At 45.3% G+C, this 20044-nt stretch carries 14 protein-coding genes; 8 read left to right on the top strand and 6 right to left on the bottom strand.

Annotated features, from left to right (window positions below):
- Positions 1–84: 84 nt before the first annotated feature.
- The 8 genes from AC04NP_RS25720 (at position 85) to AC04NP_RS25685 (ending at position 13290) form a co-directional block, all read left to right on the top strand.
- Complete coding sequence (locus tag AC04NP_RS25720; protein WP_482862923.1) at positions 85–3471, top strand: SusC/RagA family TonB-linked outer membrane protein; 3387 nt, start codon at positions 85–87, stop codon at positions 3469–3471.
- A gap of 19 nt (positions 3472–3490) precedes the next feature.
- Positions 3491–4993 (top strand): RagB/SusD family nutrient uptake outer membrane protein, encoded by a 1503-nt coding sequence (locus AC04NP_RS25715; protein WP_482862922.1) that lies wholly within the window; start codon positions 3491–3493, stop codon positions 4991–4993.
- 139 nt (positions 4994–5132) lie between these two features.
- Entirely contained in the window at positions 5133–6623 is a 1491-nt protein-coding gene (locus AC04NP_RS25710; protein WP_482862921.1) for an arylsulfatase, read from the top strand.
- 162 nt (positions 6624–6785) lie between these two features.
- Positions 6786–8279 (top strand): sulfatase family protein, encoded by a 1494-nt coding sequence (locus AC04NP_RS25705; protein ID WP_482862920.1) that lies wholly within the window; start codon positions 6786–6788, stop codon positions 8277–8279.
- The gene (locus tag AC04NP_RS25700) at positions 8269–9801 is read left to right on the top strand and encodes a sulfatase (RefSeq protein WP_482862918.1); all 1533 of its coding nucleotides are present in this window, start codon (positions 8269–8271) and stop codon (positions 9799–9801) included. Before AC04NP_RS25705 ends, AC04NP_RS25700 begins: the two co-directional genes overlap by 11 nt.
- 7 nt (positions 9802–9808) lie before the next feature.
- Entirely contained in the window at positions 9809–11248 is a 1440-nt protein-coding gene (locus AC04NP_RS25695) for a sulfatase (RefSeq protein WP_482862916.1), read from the top strand.
- 386 nt (positions 11249–11634) lie between these two features.
- Positions 11635–12492 (top strand): acyl-CoA thioesterase II, encoded by an 858-nt coding sequence (gene tesB, locus AC04NP_RS25690; protein WP_482862915.1) that lies wholly within the window; start codon positions 11635–11637, stop codon positions 12490–12492.
- 159 nt (positions 12493–12651) lie between these two features.
- Complete coding sequence (locus AC04NP_RS25685) at positions 12652–13290, top strand: hypothetical protein (RefSeq protein ID WP_482862914.1); 639 nt, start codon at positions 12652–12654, stop codon at positions 13288–13290.
- A gap of 118 nt (positions 13291–13408) precedes the next feature.
- Here the strand turns inward: AC04NP_RS25685 and AC04NP_RS25680 are convergent, their stop codons facing one another.
- The 6 genes from AC04NP_RS25680 to AC04NP_RS25655 all read right to left on the bottom strand — a co-directional run bounded on the left by AC04NP_RS25680 (position 13409) and on the right by AC04NP_RS25655 (position 19853).
- The gene (locus AC04NP_RS25680; protein ID WP_482862913.1) at positions 13409–14437 is read right to left on the bottom strand and encodes a zinc-dependent alcohol dehydrogenase family protein; all 1029 of its coding nucleotides are present in this window, start codon (positions 14435–14437) and stop codon (positions 13409–13411) included.
- A 227-nt stretch (positions 14438–14664) separates the two neighbouring features.
- Positions 14665–14973, bottom strand: a complete 309-nt coding sequence (locus AC04NP_RS25675) for an isoamylase early set domain-containing protein (RefSeq protein WP_482862912.1) — start codon at positions 14971–14973, stop codon at positions 14665–14667.
- A gap of 180 nt (positions 14974–15153) precedes the next feature.
- Positions 15154–17073, bottom strand: a complete 1920-nt coding sequence (gene ftsH / locus AC04NP_RS25670) for an ATP-dependent zinc metalloprotease FtsH (RefSeq protein WP_482862911.1) — start codon at positions 17071–17073, stop codon at positions 15154–15156.
- 223 nt (positions 17074–17296) lie between these two features.
- Positions 17297–18274: an MlaD family protein gene (locus AC04NP_RS25665; protein ID WP_482862910.1), complete on the bottom strand. Its 978-nt coding sequence runs from the start codon at positions 18272–18274 to the stop codon at positions 17297–17299.
- Positions 18275–18279: 5 nt separating this feature from the next.
- Positions 18280–19065, bottom strand: coding sequence for an ABC transporter ATP-binding protein (locus AC04NP_RS25660; RefSeq protein WP_482862909.1), 786 nt, complete (start codon positions 19063–19065; stop codon positions 18280–18282).
- Positions 19066–19070: 5 nt separating this feature from the next.
- Positions 19071–19853: an MlaE family ABC transporter permease gene (locus AC04NP_RS25655; RefSeq protein WP_482862907.1), complete on the bottom strand. Its 783-nt coding sequence runs from the start codon at positions 19851–19853 to the stop codon at positions 19071–19073.
- Between the last annotated feature and the right edge of the window lie 191 nt (positions 19854–20044).

Here is a 20044-nt window from a genome sequence, read left to right as displayed (position 1 = left end):
GGCATGCTTCCATCGCCAAATGAACAGACATGACTATGAATAGGGCTGAGAATAAAAGTTTAACTATGTAAACCTTGCAAATATATGAAATCTAAAATTATACCCATTGTTTGGATGGTGCTTAGACATACCTTTCATATTATTCTGATTATTAACCTAAGTTTAAGTACACTATTAGCAAATGTTGGTAAAGCGCAGGTTAAAAGTCTCGACGAAATACCAGTAAGTTTAAGTTTAGGTAATGTAACCGTTAAGCGGGCACTTAAAACGATTGAGGCAAAAACCGGGTTTGTGTTCACCTATAGTAAAGAAAAGGTAATTGAGAGGAGGAGAGTTAATCTCAGCCCGCATAAAAACACGTTGGCAAAATTGTTATTGGATATTTCCCGACAGGCAAACCTTAAATTTTACCGCGTTAATAACACAATTAGTGTACAACAACTAGCCATAAAACCGCTCTCGGAAGACCGGCTGGTGGAAGTTTTTGAAAAAACCATTTCCGGCCATGTCACCGATGATAACGGTGAGTCGTTGCCAGGTGTTAATGTAGTGGTCAAAGGGACGGGCATTGGCACGATTACCGATTCCAATGGTGATTATGTTTTCAATGTGCCCGATGATGCCACCACCATAACATTTTCGTTTGTCGGCTATTTGACCGAGGAGATAGAAATAGGTCAGAGAACTGTCATTAACGTCAGTCTCGTTCCGGATATTTCCACCCTCTCAGAGGTAGTTGTGATTGGATATGGCTCGGTAGAGAAAAAAGATCTTACAGGTTCCGTATCATCCATCGCAGCCGAAGATATCAATAACATGCCGTCGCCGAGAGTTGACCAGATCATTCAGGGCAGGGCACCGGGCGTGTTGGTTACTGCCAACAACGGCGCTCCGGGGGCGCGGGCTTCGATCAGAATTCGTGGAGGTAACTCTATAAATGCCGATAATGAGCCATTATTTGTCATTGACGGATTTATTGTGGGTACAGACTTTAATTTGAATAACATTAACGTCAACGATATCGAGTCCATCGAAGTGCTAAAAGACGCCACTGCCATATCAATTTACGGCACCAGAGGGGCCAATGGCGTAGTGCTCGTTACCACGAAGTCAGGTGCAACAACACCCACCGGAATACCGGAAATATCCCTGAACATGTATACCGGCATCCAGCAACTGGCTAGAAAAATTGATTATCTCAATGGTCCGGAAAGGGCAGCATTTGGGAGTGAACTGGCTGTATTCAGTGGTGAAGCCGACCCCTTTACCGACCCTTCTGAAATCGGCGACACGGACTGGCAGGATCAGATTACCGAAACAGGCATCATTAATAATGTTGACCTCTCTTTTACCGGAAGGACAGAAAAGATGAATTACTATGTTTCTGCCAACATTTTTGACCAGCGGGGCATCATAAGAGAAACAGGCATCAGGCGATACAACCTGCGCACCAATATGGATCTGAATATTTCGGAAAAGCTTAAATTTGGACTGCGGCTCAATGGCTCCTTCGTTAAAAATGACAATAACCTTGTCGCCTTGTGGGGCATGAGAGAGGTATTGACGGCCTTTCCCATATATAATGAAGACGGATCTTTCTATGACGAGAATCCGGTAACCGGAGGGGTACTAAGAAATCCCGAAGCAGACCTTCAGCTAAGGACCAATTTCACGAACCGGACCAACATCTTGTCCACTGCCTACTTTGAATACGAACCTGTTGATGGCCTTATCATCAAGTCCAGCATTGGTCCGCAACTCAATTGGACAAAACAAAACATATTTGATTCCGGCAGCCTGCCTACCCGGGCCAACGCGCAACAGGGAGGAAGGGCCAGAATTGTCAACAACTATTTTTACAACATCCTGCAGGAAAATACGGTGTCATACCGTACGGAATTCAACGCAGATCACAAAATGGACGTTGTGGCAGGTTTTACATGGCAATTGGAAAGGAACGAAAGCTTTGCTTCCGAAACAGCCGGACTTACCGTAGATGCGCTGGGCTTCGATGCGATCGAACTGGGTGATCCGCTCACTTATGAGATCGAGTCGGGTTTTTCAGGGGCCACACAAATTGTATCCTGGTTGGGAAGGGTCAACTATACCTTTAAAGACAAATACTTGTTTACAGCGGCAGGCCGGGTAGACGGTGCTTCAGTCTACTCAGGTTCCAATAACACTTATTCGTTTTTTCCGTCTGCCGCTTTTGCCTGGCGGATGATAGATGAACCATTCATCAGGGATCTGGGCATATTTGATAATCTGAAATTGAGGGCCAGTTATGGTAGTGCCGGAAAAGAGTCCATTCCACCTTATCGTACACTGGCGGTTTTGGATAGTGACCGGTCAAATACTGACAAGGTGATGATTTTTAATGACAACCAGGTAGTTTCAATATTCAGGGGAAGGCCGGAAAACCCGGGACTGACCTGGGAAACCACTAACCAGTTTGATATAGGTTTGGAAATGGGATTTTTTGAAGGCAGGTTGAATTTAGAAATGGACTATTACCATAAAAAAACCAGGGATCTCTTGTTGGAAAGACAAATAGCAAGGTCAACAGGCTTTTCAACCAAGTTGGAAAATATAGGTTCGATCCGGAATCAGGGATTGGAACTGATGATCAACAGTGTCAACATAAGCAAGAACAGTTTCAGATGGGAGACAACTTTGACTGTAGCCGGTAACCGGAGCAAGGTGCTCGATCTTGGAGGGGTGGAAGAGATTGTGGTTTACAATCTTGAACAGGGGGGCCCCGGAGCCAAGTTGATGGTAGGAGAACCGGTGGGTGTTTACACCGGTGTGGATTATCTCGGTACCTACAAGAACCAGGACGAGATAGACGCAGACGGTAATTTGGGGATAAGGCAGGTGGTCGGAGGACCAAGATTCAATGATACGAATAACGATGGTGTCATTAACAACGATGACCATGCTATCATGGGTAATCCGGAACCCGATTTTTATGGGGGTATTAACAATGTTATCAGCTATAAAAACTTCACCCTTGAAATGTATTTTCAGGGAACCTATGGTAATGAAATCTACAATGAATATGTACAAAGAGGCTTTTTTGGCAGAAGTACTGCCAACGTTTACGCCAACCTTGCCGACCGGTGGACGCCTGAAAACCCCAACTCGGATATTCCCAGGGCCGGAAGCATGGTCAGTATTTCCGATATCAGGTCAAACTCGGAAATGGTGGAAGACGGCTCACACCTGAGACTGAAGAATCTGAGGCTTTCGTACAATGTCCCTTTAAAAACTAACAGCACCATCAAATCACTGACGGTGTACGGGGTAGGGAGTAACCTTTTCCTGCTATCTGATTTCAGGGGTTACGACCCTGAATCCAGCCGGATTAATCCCAATTCCAACAATAGTTTCAGGAACGTTATATCCGGTGTTATCCGGGTGGAGTATCCCAATGCCAGAACATTTACAGTGGGATTGAAGGCCAATTTTTAATCGTAAATCTTGAATTAAAATGAAAAAGTTAATCATAGTATTCGCATTGATAGGATTTGCCGGTTGTGACGAATTTCTTGAAGAAGATGTGCGAGGGATCATTTCGCTCGATAATTTTTACAATTCCGATACCGAGGCCATTCAGGCGGCCAATGGCTTGTACGATGCTTTTCAAAGTACTCATTTATATGGCCAATGGCAGGGCATCAATAATTTTACCTATTTTGGCGCTGACATAATTGCCCCCAGCCGCGTTTTTGGAGGCAACGCCGCCATTACCGACTATATTTTAACGGAGACCAATTATGCTAACGCCTATACTGTCTGGAGAGAGCTCTTCAGGGTGGTAGGCGATGCCAACGCGGTTATTGCCAACGTTCAGGACAATGAAAACCTGTCTGAGGAAATCCTGCGCCGGGTTATCGGGGAAAGTCTCTTTATGCGGGCTTTTGCTTACTATCATCTGACAGTATTATGGGGCGATGTGCCTTTTTATACGGAAAACCTTACCCTCGGAGAGGTGGCCGTGCTGGGAAGAACGGCAATAAATACCATCAGGGAAGCCATGACCGGTGATCTGGGGCGAATAGAATCAGAAAATCTTTTGCCATCATCCTATAGTGACCCGGCCGACCTGGGAAGAGTAACTATCTGGGCGGCTAAAATGCTCAGGGCAAAATACCTGCTTTGGGAGCGGGATTGGGAAGGTGTGAAAGAGGCTTGTGCAGATATTATTAATAATTCCCCGCATCAATTAATGGATACCTATGAAGAGGTATTTGAAATCGATAATTTATACAACGATGAAATCATCTGGGGTATAGATTACCTGAAGGATGTGCAAAGTACCAACCGGACAGATTCTTTTAACCCCAGGTTAAGGGATGAACCCAGGGACTCGGGGCAGAGAAATGCACTTCGTGATACATTGGATAGCCGGGGTGAGGAATTTAACGGCTTCGGACTGGCCGTACCTTTACCGGCTGTTTATGAGAACTTTCCGGCCGGTGATCTTCGTAAGCCTTTGAGTTGTATCAATGAGTACCTGGGCTTTGAGCTTAAGTTTTACTATATGCCGAAACTGTGGAACCTTGATTTGGTCAACTCACCGAGGGGGAATCATGGGGAACTGCGGGTGATTTACCGTTTGGCTGATGTTTATCTGATGGCTGCCGAGGCAGAAAATGAATTAGGTGGTCCCGGCAATGCCTATCAATATATTAACAAAGTGCGGGAAAGGGCTTATGAGCCGGACCAACCGCTTGCCGGATTATCACAAGAGACCTTCAGGACAGCCTTGATTGAAGAGAGAAAGTGGGAACTGGCGGCTGAGGATGACCGCCGGTATGACCTGATCCGGTGGGGTATATTGGTTGAAACAGTGCAGAATACGGTTTACCCGGTTCATGATGCGGCTGTTAACATTCAGCCAAGGCATGTGTTATTACCTATCCCGGCAGAGGAAATCGAATTGAATCCGGCATTACTTGAATCGGATCCTACCAATAACGGTTATCGATAACAAATGGGTATTATTTTTTCCAACAGGGTAAGGAACTGGCCGAAAGGCTTTTTCTTTACCTTTTACTAAAAAATCCCTGATATTTTTATTAATTAGTAATTTCAATGAGATATTAACCCTGTAAATTACCCCATCCCCAATGAAAGTTAAATCATCCTATATCATCCTGCTGACCACCGGTATTTGTGCTGTTCTTGCCGGAGGTTGTTCCCCGGCCAATCAAAAGCAATCCCCGGAAGTGCCCCGGGATTTGCCAGGCCATCCTAACATTATTTACATACTTGCCGACGATCTGGGATATGGTGATTTGAGTTGTTTTGGGCAGTCCGGATTTCAAACCCCCAACATTGACAAACTCGCCGAAAAGGGCATTAAATTTACTAATCACTACGCGGGATCTACGGTATGTGCTCCTTCGAGATCTGCCCTGATGACCGGGTTGCACACCGGGCACACCCCCATCAGGGGCAACAAGGAAGTGCGGCCCGAAGGTCAGTGGCCCATGCCTGACAATACCTTCACACTGGCGGAGATGCTCAAAGGGGCGGGTTATGTAAACGGTATTTTTGGTAAATGGGGGCTTGGCTATCCGGGGTCTGAAGGAGACCCTGGTTTTCAGGGATTTGATGAGTTTTACGGTTACAATTGCCAAAGACTGGCACACAATTATTACCCATGGCACCTTTGGCATAATCAAGAAAAGGTCCATCTGAAACAGAACGAAGGTAGCGCCACCGAAGCATACGCTCCGGATTTAATTCAGGAAAATGTTTTGAATTTTATTGAAAGCAATAAAGACACCACTTTCTTCCTTTTCTACGCGGCTGTGCAACCCCATGCGGAATTGGTGGCCCCTGAAGCGTATATGGAAAAGTTTCGTGGAAAGTTTCTTCCTGAAAAATCTTATGAAGGGGTAGATGAAGGAGCGCATTTCAAACTAGGGCCCTATGGCTCCCAGCCTGAAGGCCATGCCGCCTTTGTCGCTATGGTCACCCACCTGGATGATATGGTTGGCGAGGTGGTTGAAAAGGTCCGTGCATTGGGTATAGAAAAAAACACTTTGATTATTTTCACCTCTGACAATGGCCCTCACATGGAGGGTGGTGCGGATCCTGATTATTTTGACAGTAATGGACCATTACGAGGTTATAAAAGAGATTTGTATGAAGGTGGCATCAGGGTGCCGATGCTGGCTTATTGGCCTGCCAAAATACAGCAGGGCACAGTTTCAGATCATATTTCTGCATTTTGGGATGTATTGCCCACTTTTGCCGAAATTACCGGTTTGACACCCCCCACAGGTATCGACGGGATTTCATTTTTACCCGTTCTCATTGGGCAGGGAGACCGGCAGCAGAAACATGATTACCTGTATTGGGAGTTTCATGAACGCGGCGGCCGCATGGCGCTGAGGAAAGAAAACTGGAAACTGGTGCAATATGATGTCAACCGCAACCCTGTTCCTCCGGCTGAGCTTTACAACCTGGCAGATGACCTTTCGGAAGAGAATAACCTTGCTTCATCCTTTCCCGAAAAAGTGCAGGAATTATCCATGATAATGGAGGGCGCAAGAACTGAATCGGATGTGTTTAAGTTCGCCAGCAAAACCTACAAGGCCGGAGATGACTGACCCGCTGAGTATCATAACATCCGGCGAACTTCCTGACGTTGCAGGCTACGGAATATTTTACCATGGACCATTAGAAGCTTGAAAACGGACCGGAATATACCGCAGAAAAAATCGACATATTTTTTTATATTGAACAATTAAAGAATGATAACCCTGCTTACGATGAAAATAACCCCTGTAATCTCAATCCTGATTTTGGTTTTTGTACGGTGCCAGCCCTCCGCCGAGCGGCAGACTAACTCCGGCACGGCTGACACCCGGCCAAACATTTTGTGGATAGTGGCCGATGACCTGGGCACAGACCTTGGCTGTTATGGCAATAAAACCGTTTATACACCTCACCTTGATCAATTGGCAAAAGAAGGGGCCTTGTATGAAAATCTTCATACAACCACTGCCGTTTGCTCACCCAGTAGATCCGGATTAATTACCGGTATGTATCCGGTCAGCATCGATTGTCATCAACATCGGACACCTTTTAAACAAGGCTTACCCGAAGGTGTGCAACCAATTACAGCTTATTTTAAAGAGGCGGGGTATTTTGTGTCCAACCGATCTTTCAGGGAGAAAAACAAAAAAGGCAAAACCGATTATAACTTTATACATCATTTCGATAGCCTTTATGACGGAACCCATTGGGGTCAAAGGGCTGAGGGACAACCTTTCTTCTCACAAATTCAGATATCCTTTCCTCACCGTCCCTTTTACAATGATACATTAAACCCTGTAAACCCGGCAAAGGTGCTTTTGCCGCCATACTACGTTGATCATCCCCTGGCCAGAAAGGATTGGGCCATGTATCTGGAAACCATCCAATTGGTGGATGTTGAAGTAGGCAAAATACTTAAAGATCTGGAAGCGGACGGGCTTACGGAAAACACCATTGTCTTCTTTTTTGGCGATCAGGGACGACCGCACATAAGGGGAAAGCAATTTCTCTACGATCCCGGCACCAACACCCCGCTGATTGTCAGGAGGCTCAATGGCGAAGGGGCCAATCAATGGTCCGGGCAATTGGTTAGCAATATAGACATAGCCGCGGCCAGCCTGGCCCTGGCCGGAATCCGGATCCCGGATCATATACAGGGCCGGAATTTTCTGGACAAGAATCAACCGGATAGAACATTCCTTGCAACAATGAGGGACAGAAGGGACGAGACCGTTGACCGCATCCGTGCTGTCAGAACCACAGATTTCAAATATATCCGGAACTTTTATCCCGAAAGGCCTTATACCCAGTTTAACGCCTATAAAAAGTACAGGTACCCGATGTTAACGCTGATGCGGATACTCTACAAAAAAGGAGAACTGGATGAGATACAAAGCCGTTTCATGTCTGATGTCAGACCGCCTGATGAATTATATGACCTGAAAAACGACCCGTATGAAATAAACAACCTGGCCACCAACCCGGAATACAGCCAGCAATTACAGTCGTTGAAGGGCCAAATGGATGACTGGCTGGAAAAATATGATCTGGGAGAATACCCTGAAGATCCGCGTGCTATCAAAGCCGCAGAAGAGCTGATGCGGGGAAGGTTTAAAAGAAATATGGAAAGCATCGGGTTAAGCCCGGATATCAGTGATGAAGATCTTTTAAATTACTGGGAAAAGGAATTATTGGGAAGTACAGAAAATTACGTACATGAAAACTAATTATTTTAACCGTGTTGTTTTGGTGCTGTCCCTTGCTTTGTCCACGTTATCCTGTCAGCCTGAGCAGCAAAAGCCTCCCAACGTATTGTTTATCATCACCGATGATTTGGGCTGGACAGACCTTGGGGCGTACGGAAGTAAATTTTATGAAACACCTTATCTGGATCAACTAGCGGCTGATGGCATGCTATTTACCAATGGTTATGCCAATTGCCCGGTATGCTCCCCCTCGAGGGCCAGCTTTCAGACCGGGAAATATGCTTTAAAAACCGGCGTAACGGACTGGATTAAGGGCCGGAAAGCCTATGCGGGTCCCACCCCCAACGACCGGTGGATTGTACCGGATACCAAATTTCAGTTAGATTCGGCAGAAACAACACTGGCTGAGGTGCTTGGCCAAAATGGATACAAGACCATTTTCACAGGCAAGTGGCACTTGGGTGAAGAGGAAAAGTTCTGGCCTGAAAAGCAAGGTTACGACACAAACATAGGCGGCTGGCGTAGAGGGGCCCCGTTAAAAGACATCAAAAATGGCTATCATGGCTACTTTTCTCCCTACGGTAACCCCAGGCTTCCCGACGGTGTGCCCGGCGAATATTTACCTGACCGGCTTACCACCGAAACCATTGAAGCGATCGAAGCAAACAAGCAACACCCCCTGTTTATTTGTCTTTCCTACTATCTGGTCCATACACCGCTGCAAGCCCCTGAAGGATTGATTGAGAAATATACGAGCAAAAAATATTTGTTAGGCCTTGATACGTTGAATGAATTCAATTACGATCAGCCGTGGATGCCATTTGCAACAGGTAAGGCGCATCGTTACCGTGAAAGGCTTATTCAGTCAAACCCGGTATATGCGGCCATGATTGAAAGTCTGGATACCAATATTGGCAGGTTGATCACCTACCTGAAGGACAATGATTTGTATGACAATACCTTGATCGTATTCACGTCAGACAACGGTGGATTGTCTACGGCCGAAGGGAGCCCTACCTCCAATTTGCCTCTCCGTGCCGGAAAAGGATGGCTTTACGAAGGGGGGATCAGGGTACCTTTTATTGTCAGGGATCCCGGAAGTGATCAGAAAAGGGTGAAAAGATCATGGCCCGTTACAGGTGCTGATATATTTCCCACCGTATTGAAATACGCTGGAATCGTTTCGAAATTTCCTGAAGTGGACGGTATTGACCTGCTGGACGATGCCGGGGCAGCGGAGACAAAGCACAGGCCCCTATTCTGGCATTATCCACATTATGCCAATCAGGGTGGTAATCCCGGAAGTGTCATCAGGTTAGGAGATTATAAATTGATACATGACCTTGAAACCGGGCGAAAGGAATTGTATGATTTATCGAAGGATATCGGGGAAAGCCAAAATATATATGGAACCAACCCGGAGGTGGAAGCCCAACTGGAGGATCTGCTGAATTCCTGGTTAAAAGACCACGATACAAAACCATTGTTGCCTAATCCGGCCTGGAATGGCCTGGAAACAGTTGTTGATCATCCAATAAATTAGTCTGAATATGACCTGCGTATTTACATTTTCAGTGAGAATAGGAATAATTTGGCCAGTATTGGTACTGGTTAGCTGTATTTTCTTTGTTGATCCGGCTTACCCGCAAAGAAAGCCTAATGTTATTTTTATCAATGTCGATGACTTGGGATGGACTGATACAGGCTATCAGGGCAGTGATTTTTACGAAACGCCTCATATCGACCGACTGGCGCAATCGGGTATGGTTTTTACCCAGGCCTATGCAGGGGCAGCTAACTGCGCACCCAGCAGGGCCTGTTTGATGAGTGGCCAGCATACGCCAAGGCATGGCATTTACACCGTGGCCAATTCTGACAGAGGTCCGAGCCGGGAGCGAAAAATAATTCCTACTCCGAATAATGAGGTTTTGCCGGAAAAAATTCTCACGATTGCCGAACTCTTCAAAATGGCTGGATACACCACCGGTACCTTTGGAAAATGGCATTTAGGTGATGATCCTAAAACACAGGGGTTTGATATTAATGTCGGTGGTTCGCATCGTGGCAATCCGGGTAAGGCAGGTTATCTGAGTCCTTATAAGATCGATTATATAGAAGATGGTGTTGCCGGAGAATATCTGACTGACCGCCTGGCCGATGAGGCGCTTGGTTTTATTCGTAGCTATAAAAACAAACCATTTTTTGTTTACCTGCCTTTTTATGCCGTACATACACCATTAATTGGTAAAGAATTACTGGTCAGCCAATATAAAAACAAAAAAGCGACAAATGGTCATTCCAATCCTGTTTATGCAGCCATGATCGAAACTGTGGATGCTAATGTCGGGAAGATATTGGCGGGACTGGACGAATTAGATCTTACTGATCATACCATCATTATTTTCACTTCTGATAACGGAGGTATCCGGTCGATTTCCAACCAACATCCGTTAAGGGGTGGTAAAGGCAGTTATTACGAAGGAGGAATCAGGGTTCCTTGTATAATAAAGTGGCCGGATCAGGTGGCACCGGCTTCTACATCGGACTACCCCATTGTAAATCTTGATTTTTTTCCCACCTTCAGGGAAATACTGGGCATTGAGCTAAATGATAATGAGATGGACGGCATCAGCCTGCTGCCGTTGTTCCGTGGTGAAAAACTCCCCCAAAGGCCTTTATACTGGCATTTTCCCATTTATCTACAGGCAGACAACCCGGAGAAAGACGACGGTAGAGATCCCTTGTTCCGGACCAGACCGGGATCGGTAGTGCGGTTAGGCGATTGGAAGTTGCACGAATACTTTGAAGATCATGGTTTGGAATTATACAATCTCAGCGTAGATACAGGAGAAAGAAATAATCTGGCAGGAAAAAAACCTGAAAAAACCCGGGAATTATTGACCCTGTTAAGGCAGTGGCGTCGGCATGTAAAAGCTCCTGTGCCCCGTGAGCCGAATCCGCAATACAATCCGGAGAAGGTGAAGCATTAACCGTTGACAAAAAAAAATCCTTCCAAGTGCTTGGAAGGACCATCCATAGTAGCCTCACCGTGATCAAAAGGCTAGCGGATCACATTTTATTAAATTCATAAGTTTACATTTTACAAGATGTTGACATGTACGGAAAGTCCAATATCTGTTCCATTTCAGGTTAATCGATGCCAGAAAACAGGAATAATTTTTCAGCGAATTGATAATTAGATAGTTAAGAGGATTAGTATTTTGTTTTTTGAAAAAAATACGCCTTACCTTTCTGGTAAAATTTTCCAAAATTTAAACTTTTTTCCCAAAATTGGAATTTCGCCGACAGTTTTTAGTAAAATTGAGCCTGGCATGTTTGGCCGGTTTTTTTAGTTTAGGGCAAAAAAAAGAAACGGATGCAAACTATTGAAGCGCTTATTGACCTGCTGAATCTGGAAAAAATAGAAGAAAATATATTCAGGGGACAAAACTATCAGGCACCCTGGAACCGGGTTTTTGGCGGTCAGGTGTTGGCACAATCCCTTTATGCAGCCTACCAGACGGTGCCTGATGACAGGTTTGTCCATTCTCTTCATGGTTATTTTATATTGACCGGCGACATCAGTACGCCAATTATCTATGAGGTAGACCGGATCAGGGACGGGGGCAGCTTTACAACCCGAAGGGTGGTGGCCATTCAACACGGACGGGCTATTTTTAATATGTCTGCTTCTTTTCAACTGGTTCAGGAAGGCTTCGATCACCAGGTTAACATGCCGGAAGTATCACCTCCGGAAGATAGTCTTTCCGAAGAAAAAATGGCAGATAACTACCGGGAAAAAGCACCTGAGATCTATCGCCGGTTGACCCGGTCGCGGCCCATAGCGTTCAGGAGGGTTGACAACCTGAATCCGTTGGAGGCTAAAAATATACCTCCTTTTCAGCACGTATGGTTCAAAGCCAAGAACTCTCTGCCTAAAGATACCAGGTTGCATCAGGCTGTTTTGGCTTATGCTTCGGACTACAATTTGCTGGGAACCGCTTTGCTGCCACATCGGGAACACATCGACATCAACAAAATATTTCTGGCGAGCCTCGATCATGCCATGTGGTTTCATAGGGAATTTAATATGGATGATTGGCTGTTATATGCGATTGACAGCCCCAGTGCATCAAATTCACGGGGGTTTACCCAGGGAAAAATCTTTGACCGGAACGGCCTTCTGGTAGCATCTGTGGCACAGGAGGGATTAATCCGGTCGATGAATAAATAGTTGGCGGCAGGCACCGGCAGACGTGAGTGTTGTTGTGTCTCTTTGTGTCTTGGCGCCATTAATTTCTTGAAAGATGGCGCAAAAGTAAAAGCTTATCCCAAAAAATGATCTTTCCATCAGAACTGCAAACTAAATCGATCAAAAACGCATTTATAAAGCATGAGATTTATTTTTAAAACCCCTGTATGTTGTGGCTTGCTTGTTGTCATAACCTTGCTTTCAAGGGATGTTTCAGGGCAGATTAACGGTAGAGTGATTTACAGGGAGGCAGATTTTAAGGATAAAATCGACAGTCTGCGAAAAACCACTAAAAACATCGTTTTACCGGCAGGAGATCCCCTGGAAACCGCTACTTATGTGGCTTTGTCGCATTATCCGGAATTGGCGGGCCACACGATTAAAATAAAATATAAAAAAAACGTCAGGCATCCTGTGACCGCGAGCTGGTCATTCCGGAACCTTTTCAGAGCTAGAAAACGGCACGTTTATGTATTGCTTCTGAGTACTGATGCTTTTGTCAACCGGTTGGATTTCAACCGGCAGTTGGGTGTAATAGGACATGAATTGGCCCACTTTGCTTACTACAGGGAAAGATCCGGCCTGGGGATGGCCTGGTGGGGAATCAGATATGTAACCTCCAAAAAATTCCGGTATCAATTTGAAAAGGATGCTGACAGGGCCACGGTCGATCACGGGCTGGGGTGGCAGTTGCTTCATGTTTCTTTCTATATGAAAAGTGACGAGGTCAGGGAATACATGAAACAAAAGGGGTACATGCAAAACACATCGTACCGGTAATTTCTCCTTTTGCTTCAGCGCGCTTTCCATCTTTTTCCACCACATAGTCGCCAGTGGTATCTTCCTGCCCGGGCTTCCTGCCAGCCATGTTTTTGACGTACCTTGTGCGATGATCATTTCAGGAAATTCTTAAAACCTTCGCACCGGCAACGTGGCTGAATTTTAGTTCCACCAAAGCCTTGTTTACCTCTTCCGGCGTGTATTCCCGGTAGCTTGGTTTTATCCCCATGGCTGAGGCCAGTGCTAAAAACTCACTGACATCCGAACGTGTTATATTGGCTACTGATTTAATCTCTTTTTCAAGCCACAGATGCCTTGGGTAATCCAGATTCTGTAAATAATCTTTATCCGTGTTTTCTTTCCTAATGGCGTTGATCACCAGCCGGCCGCCGGGTTTTAAACACTTTAGCGCCTCTATCACCGGTTTCCACGCCGGCGTGGTATCTATCACAGCATCTAAAGGTTCGGGGGAGAGGGCCGATGTGTCACCGCTCCAGACCGCACCCAATGATAGGGCAAAATCCCTTTCGGATGCTTTCCTGGCAAATACATAAACCGGTGTGTTGGGAAATTTGTACTTAATCATCTTTAATACCAGGTGGGCGGAAGCGCCAAACCCGGTAAGCCCAAGCCGCTGTCCGTCTTTTAAGCGGGTCATATTCAACGATCTGTAGCCAATCGAACCTGCACATAACAAAGGGGCAGCCTCGGCATCCTCGAGGTTGGGGGGTATCGGATAGGCGAATGACGCCGGTACTTTCATGAATTCCGCATACCCGCCATGCCGATCCCTGCCGGCAGCCACAAAATCGTTGCATAGGTTTTCCGCTCCATTCAGACAATGATCACAATGACCGCACGCACTGCAAATCCATGCCACGCCCATTCTGTCATTCAACCGAACATCTTTTACCTCCCTGCCTGTTTCAACCACACGGCCTATGACCTGATGACCGGGAATCATAGGAAAGTGGGAAGGTGGCGTCCTCCCTTCGATTTCATCCAGTTCGGTATGGCAAATGCCACATACACTCACTTTTAATAACACCTCGTCACCTTGAACGGTAGGTTTAGGCAATTCGATCAGGTCCAGGGGATTCGGATTACTATTTAAATCGACAATCTTATTGATTACCATAGCCTTCATAGGAACTTAGGTTTTGGCGATGCTTTTTACGATTGTTTCGAAGCAATGAAAGACGATATCGAAAGTCGGTTGTATTTTCTCCATGACTGTGATCCCGGGTAATTTATAAAAAGACTACCCCCCATTCCTTTTTTTGCTGAAAGCAAACTAAGATTTTTAAATATTGTACCTGGCTGATAAACCGGATAACGGTTGATAGGTTGTTGGGTATTTTATCTCCCTGAAGCTTACGTAAGATTCACAATAGAATTCATCGTATCGAATTCGTTGCGAATATAATCGTCTGCATAATCGTCATTCTCCCATATTTCTCCGTCAATCAGATACTTAAACTGATAATTTTTGCCAGTCTCCAGAGCCAGGGTGGCTTTAAAGATGCCGTTTTTCAACTGTTCCATAGGCGTAGCCTTGGTGTTCCAGTCGTTGAATTCACCGACCACCTGGATTTTTTTAGCGCCATTGCTAATGGATTTTGGAACGCTCAATGTTACTTTACAAACCGGTTTGCTTTTTAAAAACTGCTTTTTGATACTCATAACTAAAAGATTTTAAATGTTTTAACTTTACTATAAAACAAATTGACAATGCCAAAGTTCCGCTAATTTTATCATTGAATTAGTTAAAAACCGAAGGATTGTCAAATGATAGAAATCACTTGTCACCATGATTGTCATCATGTCGGAAACGCTTCATTAAAAGCACAATGACCTTATCATTTATTCTGTCTCAGCCAATGTTTCAATGGCCCTTTTACCCATAATTTTTTCCAGATCTTTCTCAAAGACCACCTCTTTTTCCAGTAACAACGCTGCCAGAGATTCCAGCTTGTCCCGGTTGGTTGCCAAAAGCTGCTTTGTCCGGTCATACGCCTCCTGAACCAGTTTCCGGACCTCTTCATCAATGAGCTTCGCAGTAGCCTCGCTGTAGGGTTTTTCTAATAACCTTTCGTTTTGCCCTGTCGAATCGTAGAAGCTGATGTGTCCGATTTTATCGTCCAGCCCGTAGTAGGCGACCATGTTATAGGCTTGTTTGGTGACCTTTTCCAGATCGTCCAGCGCCCCCGAAGATATCTCATTAAAAATCAGATCCTCCGCAGCCCTTCCTCCAAGTGCGGCACAAATTTCGTCTTTAAATTGGGATTTTGTGATGATCTGATGCTCTTCGGGCAGATACCAGGCGGCACCCAGGGACTTCCCCCGGGGAATAATGGTTACTTTGATGAGCGTGTTGGTATTTTTTAAAAACCAACTGACTACTGCATGTCCAGCCTCATGATAGGCGATGATTTTTTTCTCCCTGGGTGAAATTATCTTGCTTTTTTTCTCCAGTCCGCCAACGATACGGTCTATGGCTTCATTGAAATCGTCCCAGTCTACCAGATCTTTGCTTTTTCGGGCGGCGATCAGTGCCGCTTCATTACAGATATTGGCAATATCTGCTCCTGAAAACCCGGGGGTTTGTGCCGAAAGCTGTTTCAAATCGATATTTTCGGCGAGTTTCAGCGGCTTAAGATGCACTTTAAAAATCTCCTGGCGTTCCTGCTGATTAGGAAGCTCCAGATAAATATGCCGGTCGAACCTTCCGGGGCGTAGCAAAGCCGCATCCAGGATATCCGCCCTGTTGGTGGCGGCCAGTACAATTACACCTGTATTGGTACCAAAACCATCTAATTCGGTGAGCAATTGGTTGAGCGTATTTTCCCGCTCATCATTTGTTTGAAAGGCCTGCAATTTACCCCGGGAGCGACCAATGGCATCGATCTCATCGATAAAGATGATGCTTGGTGCCTTTTCTTTGGCCCGTTTGAAAAGGTCCCTGACCCTCGATGCACCTACTCCTACAAACATTTCCACAAACTCAGAGCCCGACAATGAAAAGAAAGGTACTTTGGCTTCGCCTGCCACAGCCTTTGCCATTAGGGTTTTACCGGTACCCGGAGGACCCACCAACATCACGCCTTTGGGTATTTTCGCGCCCAGTTTGGTATAGTTTCCGGGGTTTTTCAGAAAATCAACAATTTCCATTATTTCTACTTTGGCTTCTTCCAGGCCGGCCACATCCGCAAATGTGATTTTACTTTTCCGGTCTTTATCCAAAAGCTGCGCCGTGGATTTGCCAAAGTTAAATATTGAACTGCCACCGCCCCCCCGACCGATGCTTCTCATCATAAAAAACCAAAACAGGATAATCAACCCCACGGGGAGCAGCCATGCCAGTACTGTAGACCAGTCGAAGCTGGAAATATAGCTAACGGCTATTTGCTGATCGGGTGAAAAATCCTTGGTGGCTTCCTGCAGTTTCGTTTCAAAAGTTTCAACTGATCCGATGGTCAACGCGTAATGGGGGCCCGGGTTGGGGCCGAATATGTTTTTAGAAACGGCTTCATATTTTGGATCGTCCAGCCTGTCTTCCTTGATATAAATATTGGCCTTTTCCTTATTGACCACTTCTATCCTGGCCACGTCATGCAGGCTTAGTATGTTTCGCTCAAACTCCAACCAACTAATCTCCTTCACCGGGTTGTACGAACCGGATAAAAGGGTGAACAGCAGCAGGGCTATCAAAGCAAAGTATAACCAATTGAACCGGTTAAAGCTGTTTTTTCTTCCGGGCTTTGAGTTTTCAGAGGGATTCATTTTTGTCTTGGCCTTCTTTAATACGGATTCACAAAACTAGCATAACCCGTTTGATTATCGGGTATCTAAAGTCATGCTATCGCATGATTATTGTCATGTAAAAAGGCCGGCTTACTTTATGTCATAAACTAAGTGGTACAACCGCCAGGTCCTGCTTGTGTTTTTCTGCATTGATGCCGGTAAAAGCGAGACCACTGCGCGGGTTGTGAGTTGTACAAGGCTTTCACTTAAATTTTTTATTTTGCTTTTTCGCTTGCCTTTTGAAGTATCTTCTGAAAAGAAAATTGTGTTTTAAGGCCTCCATGTTTTCATTGAACCGGGCAGAGCCTTCATTGATGTTGGCGACAGTTTGCTTCAGATCATTGACAAAAACTGTGTCATGTACAACCATTGAAACGACCCCTTCGCCATCTTCCAGATGATCGATAAAAGTTTCCAGCTTTGAGGATGTTGCGGTGAGATAATCACTGGTGTTTGTCAAATTTTCCATGATTGTGTCCAGCTTTTTTGTCAGGCCCCGATCTCCGATCAATGCACCCAGCAATCCTTCGTCTTCGTTTAATTTTTCGGTGGTTTTGATGAGATTATCAGATATTTGTTCAGTATTATAGGCAGCGTTGTTCAGTTGTAAGATCGTCTGTCTGAGTGCCTCTGTCAGAACGGTATCGACCAGTAAAGCACCGAAAGTACCTTTTCCCTCGTTAATGTTTTGCGTTATTTTGAGCAGGTCGGAAACCAACAGGGCTGCATTTTCGTTGGTCATGCTCAGGGTATTCAGGATATCGTCTGTTTTTATCCGGCTGTAAGACAAAATATAGTCGTTGTTTTCTACCGGTGGTCGATTACCGTTGCCGGGGCTAATATTCACCAGCATATTTCCCATCAACCCATCAGAACCAATGCTGGCGATGGCATCTTTCTTGATGTATTTCCGTACATCGCTTTCTATGATCATCCTTACCTCGATAGTAGAGTCATTGGTAATGATAACCTCCTCTATAGTTCCTACATTAATGCCGGAGAACCTCACGTTATTGCCTGATTGAAGCCCATTGACATTACCGAAAAGTGCGTTAAGCTCAAAGGTATCCCCGAACATATTTTTTTCATTGCCAATTAAATAGATGGCTACAATAAATAAAGCAATTCCCACTGTAACAAATGCCCCCAGTTTGATATTTTTTAGTGTCGTGTTCTTCATAGCTATTACTTGAAAAATGCTTTAATATTAGGATCCTTTGAGTTTTCCAGTTCCCGGTAATCCCCCTGGACATAGTTTTGCCCATCAATGAGAATTACCACGCGGTTAGACGTGATTCTGGCACATTCCATATCATGGGTAATGATCAATGAAGAGGTATGGAATTTTTGTTGCAATTCGAGCATCAAATAACAGATTTCTTTGGCAGTGATGGGGTCGAGGCCGCTGGTGGGTTCGTCGTAAAATATGATTTTGGGTTTCAGAATCAGCGCCCTGGCCAGGGCTACGCGTTTTTTCATACCTCCGGAAAGTTCGGCAGGCATTAAGTCCATGGTTTCTTCGAGCCCCACACTATGCAAAGCTTCCCTGACCAGTTGCAGGCTGTCGACATTTTCCCCAAACTTCTCAACATGCCTCCTCAGAGGAAACTCCAGATTTTCCCTTACGGTCATAGAGTCATACAAGGCACTTCCCTGAAATAAAAAACCGATTTCTGCCCGTAACCTGTCCAGTTCCTCCTGTTCCAGACCAGGGATGTTTTTGCCCAGCACATTGATTTTACCGTTGTCAATTCCTATTAATCCGACAATACATTTTATTAATACGGATTTACCGGACCCTGATTTTCCAAGCACTACAAGATTTTCACCCTCTTTCAATATCAGGTTAAAGTTTTGCAATACATGGTTGTCCCCAAACGATTTGCTGAGGTTTTCTACTTCAATGACCGCTTTACTACGATCCGGGGCTTCATTGGCTTCATCAATATGTTGGTATAGTGTCTGCCCCATGTTACTCACAACTCGTAGAATATGTCTGCCACCAGTACGGCGATAAAATCAAGAATAAATACCAGCACAGAAGTGACCACCACAGCCGTATTGGCAGCTTTGCCTACGCCCTCAGTTCCTTTTTTAGAAAAGTAGCCTTTATAACAGCCAATCAGGCCAATGGCAAATCCGAAAAAAAATGATTTGGTGATGGAAGGAATCACATCTCCAAAATTCAGAAATTCAAAAACCTGGCTAAAATACAGCTCAAAGCTGACCGCGCCTTTCAGGTTTTCGACGAGGTATGATCCAAACAATGCCACGGCATCGGCCATGATGACCAGCAAAGGCAGCATTAAGGTGGCCGCGACTACCCTGGTAATCACCAAATACTTAAAGGGGTTGGTTCCGGAAACTTCCATGGCATCGATCTGTTCAGTCACCTTCATCGACCCCAACTCCGCGCCAATGCTCGAACCTACACGGCCCGCACAGATCAGGGCGGTGATTACAGGGCCAATCTCCCGGATAATAGCTATTCCCACCATCGATGGCATCCAGGACTCGGCCCCGAATTCAACCAATGTAGGCCGGGTCTGGAGCGTTAGCACCAGCCCCATGATGAAACCGGTAAGTCCCACCAATGGCAGCGAATTCCAACCTATTTCATAGGACTGCCGGAGAAGTTCCCTGAACTCATACGGAGGTTTGAAAACCTCTTTGAAGAACCGGGCTGCAAACCGGGAGATTTCACCGGTTTCGGTCAAATACCGAATTACGGATTGGGGTAAGCGAATGATAGTCGACATATTTTTTCACCATACTAATGCCACAAAGTGGCGGTTATCGGGTCTTGAAAAATAAACTCTTCAGATAAAATTATCAAAGTCGCCGGATTTAAATAGTGTTTTAAGTCATAAAACGGTATGACTTCTATCATATAAAATCCATGGGGTCGGTGCTAAGCGTGGGGTGTGGTTTTGGAATGGGGCATGTGGAA

The sequence above is a fragment of the Agaribacillus sp. DX54 genome, from assembly GCF_056858335.1.
The sequence above is the reverse complement of the archived record's forward strand: the minus strand, read 5'-3'. Positions and strand labels throughout refer to the sequence as shown.

Bases quoted from the DNA above. Each gene is read 5' to 3' on its own strand.
- AC04NP_RS25715 (WP_482862922.1), top strand. From the start codon at position 3,491: ATGAAAAAGTTAATCATAGTATTCGCATTGATAGGATTTGCCGGTTGT.
- AC04NP_RS25695 (WP_482862916.1), top strand. From the start codon at position 9,809: ATGACCTGCGTATTTACATTTTCAGTGAGAATAGGAATAATTTGGCCA.
- AC04NP_RS25675 (WP_482862912.1), bottom strand. From the start codon at position 14,973: ATGAGTATCAAAAAGCAGTTTTTAAAAAGCAAACCGGTTTGTAAAGTA.
- AC04NP_RS25680 (WP_482862913.1), bottom strand. From the start codon at position 14,437: ATGAAGGCTATGGTAATCAATAAGATTGTCGATTTAAATAGTAATCCG.
- AC04NP_RS25710 (WP_482862921.1), top strand. From the start codon at position 5,133: ATGAAAGTTAAATCATCCTATATCATCCTGCTGACCACCGGTATTTGT.
- AC04NP_RS25705 (WP_482862920.1), top strand. From the start codon at position 6,786: ATGAAAATAACCCCTGTAATCTCAATCCTGATTTTGGTTTTTGTACGG.
- AC04NP_RS25700 (WP_482862918.1), top strand. From the start codon at position 8,269: ATGAAAACTAATTATTTTAACCGTGTTGTTTTGGTGCTGTCCCTTGCT.
- AC04NP_RS25665 (WP_482862910.1), bottom strand. From the start codon at position 18,274: ATGAAGAACACGACACTAAAAAATATCAAACTGGGGGCATTTGTTACA.
- ftsH (WP_482862911.1), bottom strand. From the start codon at position 17,073: ATGAATCCCTCTGAAAACTCAAAGCCCGGAAGAAAAAACAGCTTTAAC.
- tesB (WP_482862915.1), top strand. From the start codon at position 11,635: ATGCAAACTATTGAAGCGCTTATTGACCTGCTGAATCTGGAAAAAATA.
- AC04NP_RS25685 (WP_482862914.1), top strand. From the start codon at position 12,652: ATGAGATTTATTTTTAAAACCCCTGTATGTTGTGGCTTGCTTGTTGTC.
- AC04NP_RS25660 (WP_482862909.1), bottom strand. From the start codon at position 19,065: ATGGGGCAGACACTATACCAACATATTGATGAAGCCAATGAAGCCCCG.
- AC04NP_RS25720 (WP_482862923.1), top strand. From the start codon at position 85: ATGAAATCTAAAATTATACCCATTGTTTGGATGGTGCTTAGACATACC.
- AC04NP_RS25655 (WP_482862907.1), bottom strand. From the start codon at position 19,853: ATGTCGACTATCATTCGCTTACCCCAATCCGTAATTCGGTATTTGACC.